The organism is Candidatus Pantoea bituminis, assembly GCF_018842675.1.
GTDB classification, from domain to species: Bacteria; Pseudomonadota; Gammaproteobacteria; order Enterobacterales; family Enterobacteriaceae; genus Pantoea; species Pantoea phytostimulans.
The window spans coordinates 3,338,714-3,357,424 of sequence record NZ_JAGTWO010000004.1 but is presented as its reverse complement, the minus strand read 5'-3'; the positions used below and the strand labels follow the sequence as shown (position 1 = coordinate 3,357,424).

General features: G+C 54.3%; 8 protein-coding genes and 3 pseudogenes. 7 read left to right on the top strand and 4 right to left on the bottom strand.

The annotated features are described in order from the left end of the window. Positions 1–22: 22 nt before the first annotated feature. Positions 23–544: a type 1 glutamine amidotransferase domain-containing protein gene (locus tag KQP84_RS19555; RefSeq protein WP_215847783.1), complete on the bottom strand. Its 522-nt coding sequence runs from the start codon at positions 542–544 to the stop codon at positions 23–25. A gap of 202 nt (positions 545–746) precedes the next feature. Here KQP84_RS19555 and KQP84_RS19550 point away from each other — a divergent pair, with 202 nt between their 5' ends. Further along, a complete protein-coding gene (locus KQP84_RS19550; RefSeq protein WP_215847782.1) occupies positions 747–1,382 on the top strand; it encodes an NAD-dependent epimerase/dehydratase family protein in 636 nt (211 codons plus the stop codon). On the opposite strand, the gene nrdG is transcribed toward KQP84_RS19550, so the two are convergent. After that, a complete protein-coding gene (gene nrdG / locus KQP84_RS19545) occupies positions 1,374–1,841 on the bottom strand; it encodes an anaerobic ribonucleoside-triphosphate reductase-activating protein (protein WP_215847781.1) in 468 nt (155 codons plus the stop codon). The two genes, KQP84_RS19550 and nrdG, sit on opposite strands and share 9 nt — an antisense overlap. Beyond that, positions 1,838–3,976, bottom strand: a complete 2,139-nt coding sequence (gene nrdD, locus KQP84_RS19540; RefSeq protein WP_215847780.1) for an anaerobic ribonucleoside-triphosphate reductase — start codon at positions 3,974–3,976, stop codon at positions 1,838–1,840. Before nrdD ends, nrdG begins: the two co-directional genes overlap by 4 nt. A 248-nt stretch (positions 3,977–4,224) precedes the next feature. Between nrdD and KQP84_RS19535 the strand changes: the two genes are divergently transcribed. Next, complete coding sequence (locus tag KQP84_RS19535; RefSeq protein WP_215847779.1) at positions 4,225–6,600, top strand: beta-N-acetylhexosaminidase; 2,376 nt, start codon at positions 4,225–4,227, stop codon at positions 6,598–6,600. Between the two features lie 114 nt (positions 6,601–6,714). Here KQP84_RS19535 and galR read toward each other — a convergent pair. After that, positions 6,715–7,715 (bottom strand): annotated as a pseudogene (gene galR, locus KQP84_RS19530) (HTH-type transcriptional regulator GalR). A gap of 191 nt (positions 7,716–7,906) precedes the next feature. Between galR and KQP84_RS19525 the strand changes: the two are divergent. The 5 genes and pseudogenes from KQP84_RS19525 to KQP84_RS19505 all read left to right on the top strand — a co-directional run bounded on the left by KQP84_RS19525 (position 7,907) and on the right by KQP84_RS19505 (position 18,539). Further along, on the top strand, positions 7,907–10,180 hold the full coding sequence (locus KQP84_RS19525; RefSeq protein WP_215847778.1) for a molybdopterin guanine dinucleotide-containing S/N-oxide reductase: 2,274 nt from the start codon (positions 7,907–7,909) through the stop codon (positions 10,178–10,180). Between the two features lie 402 nt (positions 10,181–10,582). Continuing rightward, on the top strand, positions 10,583–12,310 hold the full coding sequence (locus KQP84_RS19520; protein ID WP_215847777.1) for a penicillin-binding transpeptidase domain-containing protein: 1,728 nt from the start codon (positions 10,583–10,585) through the stop codon (positions 12,308–12,310). Between the two features lie 561 nt (positions 12,311–12,871). Continuing rightward, a pseudogene (locus KQP84_RS19515) lies at positions 12,872–14,006 on the top strand (efflux RND transporter periplasmic adaptor subunit). Positions 14,007–14,015: 9 nt separating this feature from the next. After that, positions 14,016–17,143, top strand: a pseudogene (locus tag KQP84_RS19510) (efflux RND transporter permease subunit). Further along, a complete protein-coding gene (locus tag KQP84_RS19505) occupies positions 17,133–18,539 on the top strand; it encodes an efflux transporter outer membrane subunit (RefSeq protein ID WP_215847776.1) in 1,407 nt (468 codons plus the stop codon). Before KQP84_RS19510 ends, KQP84_RS19505 begins: the two are co-directional and overlap by 11 nt. The last annotated feature ends 172 nt before the right edge of the window (positions 18,540–18,711 follow it).

The window sequence follows — 18,711 nt, the reverse complement described above, 5'->3', positions numbered from 1 at the left end:
CTGGCGGGAAAGGGAAATAAGCTTACAGCGCTTGCAGAATCCGCACTGACTCGCGGTTAAACGCCGGTAAGTCATCAGGCGTACGGCTGGTGACAAGCTTGTCATTATCCACAACGACTTCTTTGTCATGGAAGTCCGCCCCGGCATTAATCAGGTCGATGGCGATAGCCTTGACCGAGGTCATTTTGCGTCCACGCACGCCGTTAGCGCTAATCAGCAACTGCGGACCGTGACAGATAGCAAAGATCGGCTTGCCGGTAGCGACAAAATCTTTCGTGAACGTGACAAAACGATCATCGCCGCGCAGTGAATCTGGGGAGTGTCCGCCCGGTAGCAGCAGCGCATCAAATTCAGCAGGGCTGACATCATCGATGCTGCGATCGATTGTCACTTCTGCTTCGCCTTTTTTGCCTTTAACGGTTTTCCCGGCCTGCATCTCAATGGTTACAACGTCAAAACCTGCTTGCTTATAAGCATCTGCAGGTGAGGTAAATTCTGAGTCTTCGAATTCATCGGTGATCAAAACCGCAACTTTCTTGCTCATTTATTCCTCCTTAATAGTGTGTAGCGCGACTTACGCTATTCTCTACCCATCGTGCTTCACGCTGCAGCAGCACTGCTGCAATCTGAATAACTCAGGATATTCATACCCATTAAGCCTGGTCGGCAATGATGAAAATGCAAGCCAAGCCGGGGATATGAGCACTCTTTTTGTCATTAAGTAGAATAATGTATAAGGGGATGCGATGAATCGCGTTTTACTGACTGGTGCAACCGGGTTGGTGGGGTCATATCTGCTACGCCTGTTGATTGAGGATTCACGCATCGACGAAATCATCGCGCCCACGCGGCGGCCATTACCCGCGATGCGTAAAGTGGTGAATCCCGTTGAAGCGGATCTCACAGATGTTTTGGGCCCGCTAGAAGCCTCGCTGGATACGGTATTTTGCTGTCTGGGTACCACGCGCAAGCAGGCGGGCAGTAAAGAAGCGTTTGTACACGTTGATTACACGTTGGTGGTAGATAGCGGATTAAGCGGCTTACGGCTCGGAGCAAAACAGATGCTGGTGGTCAGCGCACACGGCGCTAATCGTAGCTCGCCGTTTTTCTATAACCGGGTAAAAGGTGAGATGGAAAACGCGCTGCGTCATCAAGGCTGGCCGCACCTTACGCTGGTGCGACCTTCACTGCTGCTGGGTGAGCGGTCGAAGAAACGTGGCGGTGAAAGTCTGATGGCCCCGCTGTTCACTATGTTGCCTGGCAACTGGCGTTCGGTGCAGGCACGCGATGTCGCGCAATGCCTGCACGATCAGGCATTTTTACCGGGAAAAGCGCGCGTCACAGTCATTGAATCCGGTGACATTCCGCGCAACTTAACGTAAATACCAGAGTTGTTGATTGCGGCTGCCGCGCCATTGCAGCGTGGCATCTTTCTCTGCCTCAATGAAACGCCCATCAATTAACACATCGATAAAATCCAGCACTTCGCGCTGTGACGCATTCAGTTCGTCAATTTGATAGCCGGTCCACAGCCAAATATCTTTCCCCGCGCACGCTTTGCGTACTCGCTTAACCAGACGGCGAATGTGCGGCACGTTATGCGGATGCAGCGGATCGCCACCGCTTAGCGACAACCCCTGGCGCGGAATGCGCGTATCCATTAAATCTGCCAACAGACGCTCCTCCATTTCCAGGCTAAAGGGCACGCCAGAATCGAGCCGCCAGGTGCTTTGGTTGTAACAGCCGCGACACTGATGCTCGCAGCCTGCCACAAACAGCGTGCAGCGAGTGCCGGGTCCATTCACGACATCGACGTCGTAATAGCGATGAATATGCATCATCCCAGCGGTCCGCTGTCGAGATGTTTGACGCGGCGCTGTACTTCCTGCTGCTTGCCGCTGTTAAAGGGTCGGGCATCCGGGCTGCCGAGATAACCGCAGACGCGTCGCGTAACCGAAACGCGCGCCGGATCGTGATTACCGCATTGCGGACAAGTAAACCCGCGGCTGGTACAGCTAAACTCGCCGCTGAAGCCGCAGTCGTAACATTCATCGATAGGCGTATTGGTGCCGTAATAAGGCACGCGGTCGTAGCTGTAATCCCAGACATCCTCCAGCGCTTTCAGGTTGTGTTGCATATTGGGATATTCGCCGTAACAGATGAACCCGCCACTCGCTAACGCCGGATAGGGCGCTTCGAAGTCGATTTTGTCGTAGGGATTAACCTTTTTCTCCACATCAAGGTGGAAGCTGTTGGTGTAATAGCCTTTATCGGTGACGCCTGCGACCACGCCAAATTCGGCCGCATCAAGGCGGCAAAAACGGTCGCACAGATTTTCACTTGGCGTGCTGTAGAGGCTGAAGCCATAGCCGGTTTCGGCTTTCCAGGCTTCTGTGGCTGCCCGCATATGCGTAATAATGGCAACGCCTTTGTTACGCAGCGCCGCACTGTCGTAAGGATGTTGAGCGCCGCCGCTCAGTGCATTCAGTGTTTCATGCAGGCCGATAAAACCCAGCGAAAGCGATGCGCGACCATGGCGAAAAATCGGGCCAATCTCATCATCCGCTTTAAGCCGAACGCCACATGCGCCTTCCATATAGAGAATCGGCGCGACGCGCGCTTTGGTTTTCTCCAACCGTGCCACACGCGTCATTAATGCGCGTTTCGCCAGCGCCAGTCGCGTATCCAGCAGCGACCAAAAACGCGCATCATCCCCTTGGGCTTCCAGCGCAATGCGTGGCAGGTTCAGGCTGATTACGCCAATGTTATTGCGTCCTTCGTGAATCTGCTGGCCGTTCTCTTCGTACACGCCCAGAAAGCTGCGGCAGCCCATGGGCGTTTTGAATGAGCCGGTGACCTGAACCACCTGATCGTAATTCAAAATGTCGGGGTACATGCGTTTGCTGGCGCATTCAAGCGCCAGCTGCTTGATATCGTAATTGACGTCGCCCGCGCGGCGGTTAACGCCTTCACGAATCGCAAACACCAGCTTAGGGAACACCGCCGTTTTATGATTTTTACCCAATCCGGCCAGACGGTTACGTAAAATGGATTGCTGAATCAAACGCGACGCCCAATCGGTGCCGAGACCAAAGCCAAATGTCACAAACGGCGTTTGTCCGTTGGCGGTATGCAACGTGTTGACTTCATATTCCAACGACTGAAAAGCGTCATAACACTCTTTTTCAGTGCGTGCCCGCGCATAGGCTTCTGGCTCCGCGATCTGCCATTCGTCAGCCACCGCGCGATGTTTCGCCAGGCTCAGCGCCACAAACGGCGCGAGCACTTCATCAATGCGGTTGATAGTGGTGCCGCCGTAAATATGACTGGCGACCTGCGCAATAATTTGTGCGGTCACGGCGGTTGCAGTGGCAATGGATCTCGGCGGTGCGATCTCCGCGTTGCCCATTTTGAAACCGTTGTTCAACATGCCCGTTAAATCGATCAGCATGCAGTTAAACATCGGGAAGAAAGGGGAATAATCGAGATCGTGATAATGAATTTCACCGCGTTCGTGCGCCAGCACAACATCACGCGGCAGAATTTGCTGCTGCGCATAATGTTTAGCGACGATCCCCGCCAGCAAATCGCGCTGCGTCGGGATCACTTTGCTGTCTTTATTGGCGTTTTCATTGAGCAAGGCCGCATTGGTCTGATCGACCAAACCGCGAATAGCGTGATGCAGTTTGCCACGTTGTTCACGTGCGACATCGCGGTCATGACGATACTCAATATAAGCACGCGCCAGATGCGGATAAGGCCCACACATCAAGGTTTCCTCAACGGCACACTGAATATCACGAATATCGACTTCATGCTGTTCTGCCAGCTGCGCGCTGACGTTATCTGCCACCGCTGCACACCAGGCCGCATCATCAACTTTTACTGCTAATGCTGCGGCTGCAACCGCATCACGAATGCGCTGCGCATCATACCCAATGCGACACCCGTCGCGTTTTATCACCACCGTTGCCATCTTCCTGAATCCATATGTAGGTGTTTTTAAGGAGCATACGCACTACATGTAGTTATTTCCTTGAAATAATACTGCTCAATTTGACCGAAAACAAAGAAGCGATATCCAGTTTTGAAAAAGGCGTCCGCAGCCTAAAAACGGGGATAGGTTCACACTTCTCTGCGACACACTTGATTTACGCCGCGAAACAACTTTAATGAAGCCTTTGTGCTCTCTTCTCGTCATTGACTCTACAAGGATGCCCGCCGATGTCGTTACGCCGTTCTTTTGTTGCCTGTTGTTGCGCTTTGTCCTTCTCCGCTTTTGCCGAAAACTTGTCTTTAATGCCTTGGCCGCAACAGGTTGAACAGCCTGCCAGCGGTGAAAAATTACGTTTGACGCCACAGCTGACGCTGAATATTTCTGGCGATCATCTGGCTGGCGCTGAGTCGCGTTGGCTGGCGCGCATTGCCCGGCAAACGGGCTGGCCATTGCTGCCAGCGGCGCAGCCGGTTGAGCATCCAACCATTCGCGTGGTGATTGCGCGCGCCGTTGACCCGCTCCCTAAACCGGACAGCGATGAAAGCTACCAGTTGCAGGTCAACGGTGACGGTGTGCTGCTCAGTGCAAATACCCGGTTCGGCGCGATGCGCGGTATGGAAACGTTGTTACAGCTGATTGAAAATGGGGACAAAGAGACGGCAATACCTTACGTCACCATTCACGACAAACCGCGCTTTCCATGGCGTGGTTTGCTGATCGACGGCGCGCGTCATTTCATGCCGATTGAAACCATCAAACGGCAGATCGATGGTCTTGCTGCTGCGCGTATGAACGTTTTTCACTGGCATTTGACTGACGATCAGGGCTGGCGCTTTGCATCCAGCCATTATCCGCAGCTGCAACAGAAGGCCAGCGATGGCCTGTTTTATAGCCAAGAAGAGATGCGCGAAGTGGTGCGCTATGCTACCGAGCGCGGCGTGCGTGTGGTGCCGGAACTGGATGTACCGGGACACGCTTCTGCTATCGCGGTGGCGATGCCTGAACTGATGAGCGCGCCGGGACCTTACAAAATGGAGCGTGGCTGGGGCGTATTTAAGCCGCTGCTCGATCCCAGCAATGAGCAGGTTTATCAGGTGATCGATACGCTGGTGGGCGAAATGGCGGCGATCTTCCCCGATCCCTACCTGCACATTGGTGGTGATGAGGTGGATCCCACTCAATGGAATGCGTCCAGCAAAATTCAGCAGTTCATGCGCGACAATAACCTGAAAGATGCCCATGCGTTACAGGCTTACTTCAATCTGCGGGTCGAGAAGATTCTTGAAGCGCATCATCGTCAAATGGTGGGTTGGGATGAGATTTATCATCCTGACCTGCCACGCAGTATTTTAATTCAGTCATGGCAAGGCCAGGATGCGCTGGGCGCGGCGGCCAAAGATAATTATCGCGGCATTCTCTCTACCGGTTTTTATCTCGATCAGCCACAACCTGCCGATTATCACTATCGCAATGAAATCTTCCCGCAAGGTCTGGAAGCACAGGATGAGATCCACAGCGGCGAACAGGCGCAGAGCTGGTCATTTACTCTGCCACGCCTCAAAGGCAAGGCCGTCGACGGCAGTTTTACGCTGATCGAGGGCAAAGAGGGTTGGCGTGGCTTTATCGATTTCGCTGGTAAATCGCGTCGCATGGTGAAGAGCATTACCTGGCTTTCATCGCAGCAGGTGAGCTTTGAGGTTGATACTTGGATGGGGCCTCTTAAACCGACCCTGACGCTCACGCCAGATGCGCTTAGCGGTTACATGCTGGTTGGCAATGTGCGTTATGCTACACAAGGGAAGCGGATGGCGAAAGTGCCAGCAGGTATCGCCCCAACGCTGCCGAATATGCAGCAGATGCAGCAAAACCTGTTGGGCGGTGAAGCCGCGCTCTGGGCCGAGAACGTTAACAGCAGCATCATTGATACCAAATTATGGCCACGTGCTTTTGCGGTTGCTGAACGTTTGTGGTCGGCAAAAGACGTCACTCAACCCGACAATATGTATCAACGCCTTGAAGCTATGGATCGCTGGACCACGATCTCAGTCGGCACGCAGCAACATGCACAAGCTGAACAGCAGATGATGCGATTGGCGAATCGTAGTGATATTCAACCGCTACGGCTGTTCGCACAAGCACTGGAACCGGCGCAATATTACACGCGTCAGCATCTGAAATTTCAGGCGGGACATTATGATTATCACGAACCCTTGAATCGTCTGGCGGATGTGCTGCCAGCAGAAAGTCTTGCGGTACGCGCCCTGGACAAACAGGTGGATGCGCTGATTGCCAACCGGGCCAATTCATCCGCAGCGGCAGCGATTCGTGCGCAGTTGCACATTTGGCACGATAACAACGATCAGTTAAAACCGCTGCTAAGCGCCAGTTATATGTTGCAGCCGCTTGAAAACAGCGCCAAACAGGTCAATGAGCTGAGCCAAATGGGAATTGAATTGGTGAATGCCTATACGCGTAATCAGGCATTTGGTGCCAACGACGTGGCCGACATGCATGCCAAACTGGATGCAGCGGCGCAATTGCAGGATGAAACGGTGATTGCACTGGTGCGGCCGCTAGAGAAATTGTTGCGCGCCTTTAAATAAAAGAGCGCGTCGCTTGAGGCGGCAAGCGGGTAAGTCCCCGGGCGCTTACGTAGGTAAGTGGCCGGGGCGAACACACGCAGCCAACGCATCTGTCGTTCGAAATATGCAGCGGGATTAAATGGGCCTGCTGACAGAATGACGCCGCACCAGCGTCGGACTAAACATATTCGTCACTTCAGGCAGCGGCTGGTCGTTAGCCAATGCTAACGCCAGTTCTGCGGCCTGCTGCGCCATGGTGACTATCGGATAGCGCACCGTGGTAAGGCGCGGACGTACATAGCGTGACACCAACACATCATCGAAACCAATCAGTGACATCTCTTCCGGGACACGTACGCCGTTGTCGCTTAGCACCGCCAGTGCACCGGCAGCCATCGAGTCGTTATAGCAGGCGACGGCGGTGAAATTTCTGCCGCGTCCTAACAGCTCAGTCATTGCCTGTTCGCCGCCGACTTCATCCGGTTCGCCCCACGTCACCAGGCGGTCGTTACACGGCAAACCGTGCTCTTTCAGCGCGTCGTAATAGCCTTGCAAACGATCTTCCGCGTCGGAAATGGTATGAGTAGAGCAGACGAAGGCAATATTTTGATGGCCCAACTGAATCAGATGGCGCGTCGCCAGCCAGGCACCGTAGCGGTCGTCGAGCGCGATGCAGCGTTTTTCAAAGCCTTTGAGCAGCCGATTGAGCAGCACCATCCCCGGTACTTGCTTCATTAACACTTCCAGTTCGGCATCAGGAATTTTTTGGCGTGAACCACCAACGCTGCACAGCGATGACGCATTAATTGCTCAATCGCCTGCCGCTCTTTTTGCTCATTGTGGTAACCGTTACCAATCAGCAAAAAGTTACCGGTTTGTCCTGCCACCTCATCAACAGCTTTAACCATTGCGCCGAAAAAGGGATCGGAAACGTCACCCACGACTAAACCCAGGGTTTCAGTGGATTGCTGCGCCAGGGCGCGTGCATTGGCGTTTGGATGATATTGCAGTTGCTCCATTGCCTGGCCTACAGCCTGACGCGAGCTTTCACTGGCTTTAGGGGAATTATTGATAACGCGAGAAACCGTGGCGACAGAAACGCCCGCCAGTCTGGCAACATCCTTAATGGTCGACATGCGTTTACCTGCTTCCGGGGAAAACGTTTACACATGGCATCAGTGTTACGGAAAAGCAGGCTCACATCAACCCAACAGAATGCCAGCGTCGTCGCAAAAGAGCGCAAAATCAGCCCTTGTGCAGCGGCTTACAAGGGCGACGCGTTGCATGTTATGCTGTTTTTCCCCAACACCTGCTGTGAAAAACAAAGATGAAAACAAGAGTGCCACATCTGGCGCACTGGGGCGCCTTTAACGCCGTGACAGAAAATGATCGTCTGATTGGCTGCGAACCGTTTTTCGCCGATGCCGATCCGTCACCGATGCTGAATACTATTCCTGAACTGGTCTACTCCGATAAACGTATCCGCCAACCGATGGTGCGTCGCTCGTGGCTAAAATCGCGCGAAAACAGCGATCGCACATTGCGTGGCCGGGAAGATTTTGTCGCGGTGGATTGGGATACCGCGCTGGATTTAGTGGCAGACGAAAACCGCCGTATCCGCGAGCGCTACGGCGCATCGGGTATTTTCACCGGTTCGTATGGCTGGTCTTCTGCGGGCCGTGTTAACCATGCGCGCACGCTGGTTCGCCGCTTTTACTTTAAGGGCGGCGGCGGTGTTGATCAGCAGGGGAATTACAGTTGGGGCGCAGCACAGTTTTTCCTGCCGTATGTGATTGGCACGTATATGCCGCTTACCGGTCGTGTGACCGATTGGCCAGAAGTGGTTGAACACGCGGAAATTTTTGTCGCCTTTGGCGGTCTGGCGCTGAAAAATGCGCAGGTCGCTTCCGGCGGTGCCGGTCAGCACACCTTGAAACCGGCGCTGGAACAGCTCGTCGCCAAAGGTACGCCGATCATCAACATCAGTCCGATGCGTGACGATTGCCCCGCCTTTGTTAACGCCGACTGGATCCCGATTCGCCCCAATACCGATGCCGCATTAATGATGGCGCTGGGCTATGAAATTCAGCAGCGCGGCGCGGTAGATGAGGCTTTTCTTGCCAGCCATTGCACCGGCTGGCCGCAGCTGCGTGCTTATCTGCTGGGCGAAAGTGACGGCGTGGCCAAAACCGCCGGTTGGGCCAGCCGTATCACCGGGATTCCGGCAGAGCGCATTGTGCAGTTGGCACAGCAGCTCATCGGTAAACGCAGCTTTATTACCTGTTCCTATTCGGTACAGCGCGCGCACCGTGGCGAGCAGCCCTATTGGATGATGATTGCGCTCTCTTCAATGCTGGGCCAGCCAGGCTTGCCGGGTGCGGGCTTCTCCTTCGGGCACGGTTCGATGAACAGCGTCGGCAATCCGCGTCAGGAAGGGCCTTCGCCATTAATGAGTACTGGGCCCAACCCCGGCGGCCTGTCGATTCCTGTGGCTCGCATCAGCGACATGCTGCTGAATCCTGGCCAGCCTTATCCATTCCAGGGCGAAACGCTGACCTATCCCGATATCCATCTGGTGCACTGGGCGGGCGGCAATCCATTCCATCATCACCAGCAGCTCAACCGTCTGGTGGAAGGGTGGCAGAAGCCCGATACGGTAGTGGTGCAGGATATTGTCTGGACGCCGGCGGCACAGATGGCGGATATCGTATTACCCGCCACCACCACGCTGGAGCGCAACGACATTGGCGGGTCATCTCGCGATCGCTTCGTGTTTGCGATGCATCAGGCGGTTAAACCGCAGCATCAGGCGCGCAATGATTTCGATATTTTTGCTGATCTTGCTGAGCGTCTTGGCTACCGCGAAACCTTCACTGAAGGACGCAATGAGATGGAGTGGATCGCGCACCTTTATCAGCAATGTGCGGTGGCACATGCGCATAAAGGCATCGAGTTCCCCGAGTTTGACGCATTTTGGCAACGCGGCTTTGTTGAGATTCCAGAAGGCGGCAAGCCTTATGTGTTTATGGATAATTTCCGCGCCGATCCAGTCGCCCATCCGATTCAAACCGCCAGCGGCAAGATTGAGCTGTTTAGTCAGACCATCGCCGATTATCAGCTGGACGATGTTGCCGGACATCCTGAATGGCGTGAGCCTCAAGAGTGGTTGGGTTCGCCGTTGAGCCGTGACTATCCGCTGCACATGATCTCGATTCAACCCTCTGATCGTCTGCACAGTCAGCTGGATGCCACGGAAACCGTGCAGGGCAACAAAACGGCCGGGCATGAAACGCTCTACATGCATCCGCAAGATGCCGCTGTGCGTGGCATCGTGGAGGGTGATGAGATCGAAGTCAGCAATACGCGCGGCACGATGCTGGCAGGCGTGCGTGTGACCGACGGATTAACGCCGGGCGTGGTGATCGTGTCTACTGGTGCCTGGTTTGATCCTGGCTTCGGCGGCAAATGGCAGCCGTGGGATCGCGCGGGCAACCCAAATGTGCTGACGCTGGACATCGGGACCTCGTCGCTGACCCAGGGTCCTAATGCCATGAGTTGCCTGGTAGAAATCAAAAAACATCCCGTTTGCAAAATAGCGTAGAGATCTCATGGCTGGTTACATTTTGCGGGTAACTGTTGCGTTTGAGTGATAGCAGCCGATCAATCCACCTTGCTACAGTCAGGGTCCCAGAGGTATTGATGGGTGAACATCAATAGATTTTTTTGATTACACCAACCTGCGCAGATGCGCAGGTTTTTTTGCCCAAAATTCAGTGATTAACATTCTCCAGAGCGTTCGGCTTGCAGGAAGGCGGCAAAGGAATCAATCTCGATGCGCTTACCGGAGTCAGTGATTCGAATGAACCAGAGCCGTCAACGCATCTGCAAGCTGAAATTTAACGAGGATTACGAACTGAAACACAGTTTTCCTGTTATCCCGGCAGCGCTTTCTTTATAACTGCTGACTTAAGCCTCTTTTCATTATTTAGCGCAGCGGAATGCCATGCCCCGGATTAAAAAACTACTGGGAAAAGACCAGATTAAAGCCTCTTTCAACCCTTTTCGATTTCGTTTGATCTGCCTGGGCGTGCTGGCCTGCATGGTGGTGCTATTGGCGCGCGTAGCCGATTTGCAGTTCCTGAATCAGCCGATGCTGGAACACGAAGCCGATCAACGCTCGCTGCGTACCGTTACGCTGCCAACCAGCCGCGGCACCTTGCTGGATCGCAACGGCGAAGCGCTGGCGCTCAGCGTACCATCGCGCGATATCATTGCCGATCCGCTGCGCGTGTTGGAGGGCAACCCCGATTTTACCAGCGAGAAGTGGGCCTATCTTGCTGCCGCATTGAATATGCGTCCTGAACAGATTGCCGCGCAGATCACTGCCAACCCTAAACGTCGCTTCCTCTATTTGGGCCGTAAAGTCGAGCTGGGTATCGCCAAAGACATTAAACAGTTACGACTAAAAGGCGTCAGCGAAGTATATGACGACAGCCGCTTTTATCCGATGAGCGAAGCCTCTGCACCGTTGATTGGTATTGTCGGGGCCGATAATGTCGGCCTGAACGGGCTGGAAAAGGGCTTTGATAAAGTTCTGCAGGGCGTGCCTGGCAAAGAGGTTTATCGGCAAGATGCGATGGGTAACATCATCTCAATGATCAACTATCAGCCGCCAACCCAGCCGCCAACAGTGCAGCTCAGCATTGATAAGTTCGATCAATACACGCTGTACAGCAAGCTGCGTGATGGTGTGTTGCTGAATAAAGCCGATTCAGGTGCCGCCGTATTGGTGAAGATCGACACCGGCGAGATCCTGGCAATGGCCTCTTATCCATCGTTCAACCCCAACAATTACGATGGCGCAACGCCTGCGCAAATGCGTAACGCCGCGATCAACGACAGTTACGAACCCGGTTCTACCGTGAAACCGCTGGTGGTGATGGAAGGGCTGGAGCGCCATTTAGTGCGGCCTGATTCGGTTATCGACACCACGCCGTATCGTGTGAATGGGCACCTGATCCGTGATGTTGGCCATTGGCCGCGCTTGACCATGACCGGCATCTTGCAGAAATCCAGCGACATTGGCGTTTCGCATATCGCGCTGGCGATGCCAGCTGAAGCGCTGGTGAACACGTATCACGCTTTTGGTCTTGGCAAACCCACGGGATTAGGGCTGACGGGTGAAAGCGTGGGTTACTTCCCGCTGCACCGCACGCGCTGGGCGGATATCGAACGCGCCACGTTTTCCTTTGGTTATGGCTTACGCGTCACGCCACTGCAAATCGCCCGTGAATACGCCACGCTGGGTTCTTACGGTACCTATCGTCCGCTCTCGATCACCAAAGTGACGCCGCCGGTGCTCGGCGAGCAGGTCGCGAACCCGGAAACCGTTAAGCAAGTGGTGCACATGTTGGAAAGCGATGTTTTACCGGGCGGAACCGGGCTAAAAGCGGCGGTACCGGGTTATCGTCTGGCGACCAAAACCGGTACGGCGGAGAAGATGGGCACCAGCGGCAAATACGATGGCGGCTATGTGAACTATACCGCGGGCTTGGCGCCTGCCAGCCATCCTGAAGTCGCGCTGGTGGTAATGATCAACCATCCAACCGCAGGCGACCACTTCGGTGGTTCGGTGGCTGCGCCGGTATTCGGCAACATCATGGGGCCTGTACTGAAGCATATGAACGTCGCACCGGATGCTATCTACAGTAAACCTTCGGATAAATCTTAGTAAAATCAAAGTGTAAGTGAGGTGTGTGAGTTTTTCACACCTCGTTTCATTTCCGCGTATTCATTTGCTTTTTCCGCCTGTCGCTCAGCGCGCAACGGTGCGAGGATAAAAGTCCCAGAGGTATTGATGGGTGTGAAAACAAAGCTGCTCCGGCAGTCATAACCCTGTTATTACACCGACCCACGCAGATGCGTGGGTTTTTTTGCCTTAATCGCGTGGCGGTTAACCCGCTACATCGAGTTGTAGACATTTCACGAGGTCGGCGACAACGAGGCTGACCTGATGCTGTGATTAGCTACTCACACCTCTTAACCCGCCCTTTACGCTTACCAACAAACGTAAAAACATCTGCTGCAGTAAGCTGACAGCCTGGCGACAACACGCCTGGAGACAGCGCTTTCTGAACATAACGTGCGAAAGGTCCGCACAGAAAGTTTAGGATTTTCGATTCGAAAATATATTTTACGCTTCCTTAACAGCGTACTTCTTTTGACCTCCCTACAATGAACGCCTTTGAGAGTGGTCACTCTCGTTACTTTTACCTTCTTGTTGAGAAAAACTATGCGCATGAAAGTTATTTCAGCCAGCGTGGTGTTTTTACTGGCTGCTTGTGACCAGGGAGCGAAGCAGCCTGCTGCTGCAACCACGCCGGAAGTTGGCATCGTCACACTCAAAAGCGAGCCGGTAACCTTGCTGACTCAATTGCCGGGCCGCACGACTGCAGTGAAAACTGCGGAAGTCCGTCCGCAGGTGAGCGGTGTGATTCAAAAACTGCTGTTTACGGAGGGGGCGAAGTGAAAGCGGGCCAGCCTCTTTATCAAATCGATCCGGCCACTTATCAAGCAGCCTATGACAAAGCCCATGCAACCTGGCAAAACGATGCGGGGTGGCAAAACGCTATCAGCCTTTAGCGGCTGCACATGCCATTAGCCAGCAAACGTATGATGATGCCGTCGCGGCCGAGCGTGAAGCGAAAGCCGATGTCGAAAGCGCGAAGGTCAACCTGGATTACACCTTGGTTAAAGCGCCGATTACGGGCCACATTAGCCGGTCACTGGTCACCGAAGGTGCTTTGGTCACTAGCGGACAAACCGATTATCTCGCCACTATTCAACAGCTCAATCCTGTCTATGTTGACGTCAGCGAATCCTCCACCGATCTCCTGCGCCTGCGCAAAGCCTTGGCCGACGGCAAGCTAGAGAAAGTGGGCGATAACGCGGCCGCGGTAAAACTGACGCTGGAAGATGGCAGCACTTACGAGCAGCAAGGCAAATTAGCCTTCTCGGAAGTGAATGTTGATGAGGCGACCGGCAGCGTGGTGCTGCGAGCGGTGTTCCCTAATCCGCACAATGAACTGCTGCCGGGAATGTACGTGCACGCCAGTTTCCCGCAGGGCGTACAGCAGCAGGGAATTATGGTGCCGCAAGAAGCGATCATGCATGACAGCAAAGGTCAGCCCTATGTCTACGTAGTGAAAGCTGACGACAGCGTTGAGCAGCGCAGCGTAACCACCGGTGAAATGATCCAGGCAAGGTGGCTCATCACCCGCGGTCTGAACAGCGGCGAAAAAGTGGTGGTGAATGGCCTGCAAAGCGTGCATAGCGGCAGCAAAGTGAAAACCGTGGCGGCTAACGTCAACGACATGCCCAGCGCTGACAGTGTCAGCCTGACAATGACCGATCCCTCGGCCCAATAAGGAGACGTCATGTCTACGTTCTTTATCCAGCGTCCAATATTCGCCTGGGTTGTGGCGATTATTGTGATGCTGGTAGGCGCTATCGCCACGCTGAATTTACCGGTTAATCAATATCCCAACATCTCACCTCCCGCCGTCTCTATTTCGGTGACGTATCCGGGTGCCAGCGCCGAAACCACGCAAAACACCGTGGTACAGGTCATTGAGCAACAGCTGAATGGCCTGGATGGATTGCGCTATCTGGAATCGAACAGCGCCAGCGATGGCAGTGCGCAAATCATCGCCACTTTTAATCAGGGCATTGATCCTGATATCGCTCAGGTTCAGGTACAGGATCGCGTTTCTCTGGCGGAATCTCAGCTGCCCACTGATGTCACACAGCAAGGCATCCGTATTCGTAAATACCAAAAAACTTCATGATGGTGATAAGCCTGGTGTCGAAAGATGGCAAGCTGAGTAACGGTGATCTCGCCGATATGTTGGTATCGAAGCTGGAAGATCCCATCTCGCGTACCAAAGGCGTTGGCGACTTCATGGTATTGGGTTCTGAGTATGCGATGCGCATCTGGCTCGATCCGGCCAAACTCTATAAGTACAGCCTGATGCCGAGCGACGTCAGCACCGCTATTGATAACCAGAACGTGCAGGTCTCTTCCGGTTCGCTCGGCGGCTTGCCGACCATTCCTGACGCTAAAACGAATGCCACCATTCTGGGTAAATCACGCTTCACCAGCGTGAAGCAGTTTGAAAACGTGCTGCTGAAGGTAAACAGTAACGGTTCGCAGATCCGCCTTAAAGATGTGGGTAACGTGGCATTAGGCCCACAAAGCTACACCATCGACTCAACCATGGATGGCAAACCTTCTGCCGGTATTGCGTTGCGTCTGGCAACAGGCGCCAACGAGCTGGATACCGCCAAAGCGGTGCGCGCCACGGTAGAAGCGCTGAAAGATTCGCTGCCGGATAACGTCGAGGTGCAATATCCCTACGACACCTCGCCAGTGGTCAGCGCGTCAATCGAAGAAGTCGTGAAAACGTTGCTCGAAGCGGTGGTGCTGGTGTTCTTCGTCATGCTGATTTTCCTGCAAAACCTGCGCGCAACCTTTATCACCACGCTGGTGGTGCCAGTGGTCTTGCTGGGAACCTTCGGCATTCTTTCTGCTTTTGGCTACAGCATTAACACCCTGACGATGTTCGGCATGGTATTGGCGATAGGGTTGCTGGTGGATGACGCCATCGTGGTGGTGGAAAACGTCGAGCGCGTGATGCACGAAGAGCAGCTCGATCCCAAAACCGCCACCATTAAGTCGATGCAGCAGATTCAGGGCGCGCTATTTGGTATTGCCTTGGTGCTGTCGGCGGTGCTGCTGCCGATGGCGTTCTTCTCGGGATCGACCGGCGTTATCTATCGTCAGTTCTCCATCACCATTGTGTCAGCCATGGCGCTGTCGGTGCTGATGGCGCTGATCTTTACACCGGCGCTGTGCGCGACGTTGCTTAAATCCTCCTCCGCCGAGCACAAAACCACCGGGCTGGCCGGTTGGTTTAACCGCAAGTTCGACAGCGGCACGCTGCATTACACCCGCGGCGTCAGCAAAGTCATCTCGCGTCGCGGCCTGTTTCTGGTGGTGTATCTGATGATTGTTGGCGTCACCGGCTATCTGTTCACTCGCGTACCGACCACCTTTTTGCCGGATGAAGATCAGGGATTGATGATGGTGCAGATCACACTGCCGGTGAATGCCTCATCGCAGCGCACCCAAAAAGTCATTAACGATCTCAACGACTATCTGCATGACAAGCAAGCGTCGGTGGTCACTACAGTATTTGCGGCCAACGGTTTTAACTTTGCCGGACGTGGGCAAAACAGTGCTATGGCGTTTGTCCGTCTCAAAGACTGGAGTGAACGTACCCAATCGAGCCAGAGCGTGAAAACGCTGGCGGCGAATATCATGGGGCACTTCGCCAATTATAAAGACGCGAAAATCTTTGCCATGGTGCCACCGGCGGTCATGGAGTTGGGGAACGCCACCGGTTTTGACTTCTATCTACAAGATACTGCGGGCCATACGCATCAGGAAATGATGAATGCCACGCACACGTTTCTTGCGCTGGCTAACAACGATCCACGCCTGAGCGCCGTTCGCCTCAACGGCATGGAAGATGAACCGCAATATCAGCTGGAGATCAACGATGAACGCGCCAGCGCGTTGGGTTTGAGCATGGCTGATATCAACAACACCCTGTCGGTCGCTTGGGGATCCAGCTACATCGATCAGTTCATGTATAACGGCCGCGTCAAAGAGGTTTACCTGATGGGTAAAGCCGATTCGCGCGTGACGCCGGAAGATCTCAACAAATGGTACTTTCGTAACAGTAGCGGAACCATGGTGCCGTTCTCGGCCTTTGCCAGCGGCGAATGGGTCAGCGGTTCACCGCACTATGAACGCTTTAACGGCATGACGGCAGAAGAGATTCTCGGCTCGCCAGCCTCAGGTTACAGCAGCGGTGAAGCGATGAAAGCGGTGGAAGAGATTGGCGCGAAAATGCCAAAAGGCTTCCGCGTGCAGTGGTACGGCATCTCCTATGAAGAGCAGGCGTCTGGCTCACAAACAGCGCAGCTCTATGCTATTTCCGTGCTGGTGGTGTTCCTGTGCCTGGCCGCGCTTTACGAGAGCTGGTCGATTCCGTTCTCAGTGCTATTGGTGGTGCCGCTTGGCGTACTGGGCACCATCAGTGCGGTGCTGCTGCGCGGTTTGCAAAACGATGTGTTCTTCCAGGTCGGATTGCTCACCACCGTTGGGCTGGCCGCGAAAAATGCCATTTTGATCGTGGAGTTCGCCAAAGAGCTGCACGAACGTGAAGGCAGAACGCTGGTGGACGCTGCGGTAGAAGCAGCACGCTTGCGTATTCGACCCATTATCATGACGTCGATGGCATTTATTCTTGGCGTACTGCCGCTCACTATCTCAAACGGGGCGGGTGCGGGCAGCCAGCACTCCATTGGTACGGCGGTAGCGGGTGGAATGCTTACCGCGACATTCCTCGCCATTTTCTTTGTACCGATGTTTTACGTGGTGGTTTCGCAGCTCTTTTCCCGTAAGAAAAAGCCTGAGGTTGTTCACAATGATAACTAAAGCAACGCGCTGGACGCTGCTGCCATTGGTGGCCGCCCTTGGCTTAACTGGTTGTACGTTACAGCCCAACTATCAGCGCCCAACGCTGCCGGTGGATACGCATTACGATCAAAATACGCCGGTCGGCAATGTCGCCGATCTGCCGTGGCAGAACTTCTTCAACGATGCCACGATGCGCCAGCTGATCGACCTGTCGCTGCAAAACAACCGCGACCTGCGCGTCGCAGCATTGAATGTTGAACAGGCGCGTGCCTCGGTGCAGATCGATCGCGCTGCGCTGCTGCCGTCGATTAACGCCACCGCCAGCCAGACGTCGGCCCATGAACCTGCGAACCTCTACAATACGCAATCAACCGGCGCGGTGACTTATCACGAGTTAAACGCCGGATTAGGCGTGACTTCATGGGAGCTGGATTTCTGGGGACGCTTGCGTAGCCTGCGCGATCAGGCCCAGGAGACCTATCTCTCCACTGAAGCCACCGAACGCGCAACGCGCATTTCGCTGATTTCACAGGTGGCATCGGCGTGGCTAACGCTCTGTTCCGATAACGATCTTCTGCATCTCGCCGAACAAACTGTGCAGAGTCAGCAGAAATCCTATGATCTGACCAAAATAAGCTACAACGGCGGCGTCAGCAGCGATCAGGATTTGGCACAAGCAGAAAGCACCGTGCGCAGCGCCGAAGCGGATGTGGCGAGCTATACGCGTCAGGTACGACAGGATGTGGATGCGCTGCGGCTGTTGGCTGGCACTGATTTACCCGCCACGCTGCTGAAAAACGCCACACTCGACAGCAACTGGCAATTTCCGCAGACGCCAGCGGGATTGCCGTCGGATCTGCTGACGCGCCGCCCGGATATCATCGCTGCTGAACACACCCTTAAAGCCGCTAATGCCAATATCGGCGCTGCGCGCGCGGCCTTTTTCCCGAATATCACGCTAACCGCATCGGGCGGCTCAACCAGCAGCTCACTGGGGCATCTGCTGGAAGGCGGTACAGGCGCCTGGTCGTTTGCACCCTCGATCTCTCTGCCGATCTTCGACGGCGGAGTGAATCAGGCCAATCTGGATATCGCTAAAATCGAAAAACGTATTGAGATCGCCAACTATGAGAAAGCGATTCAGACTGCGTTTAAAGATGTTAACGATGCGCTGGCTGGGCAGGATACCTGGCAGAGCCAGCTCATGGCGCTGCAAAAAGAGGTCGCGGCCAACCAGCGCGATTACGACTATTCAGATTTGCGTTATAAGCAAGGCGTTGATAACTATCTCAATGTGTTAGTCGCACAGCGTTCGCTGTATACGGCACAGCAGGCGCTGATTGCGGCACATTTGGGACAGCTTAATCAAAAAATTACGCTGTACGAAGCATTGGGCGGCGGCTGGAAATCATAATGACGAGCCGTCTCGTCACGCATTTAGCGAGGCGGCTATTCACGATTTTAAGCGTCCCTATTCGGCAACGCTTTTCGACACACCTTGCCGGTTAATCAAGGTTATCTCCGCTTAACCAGACCAGGTCTAAAGCAGAGTCATCGCGCTGAACCGAGCGAAACCCTGATTCTTC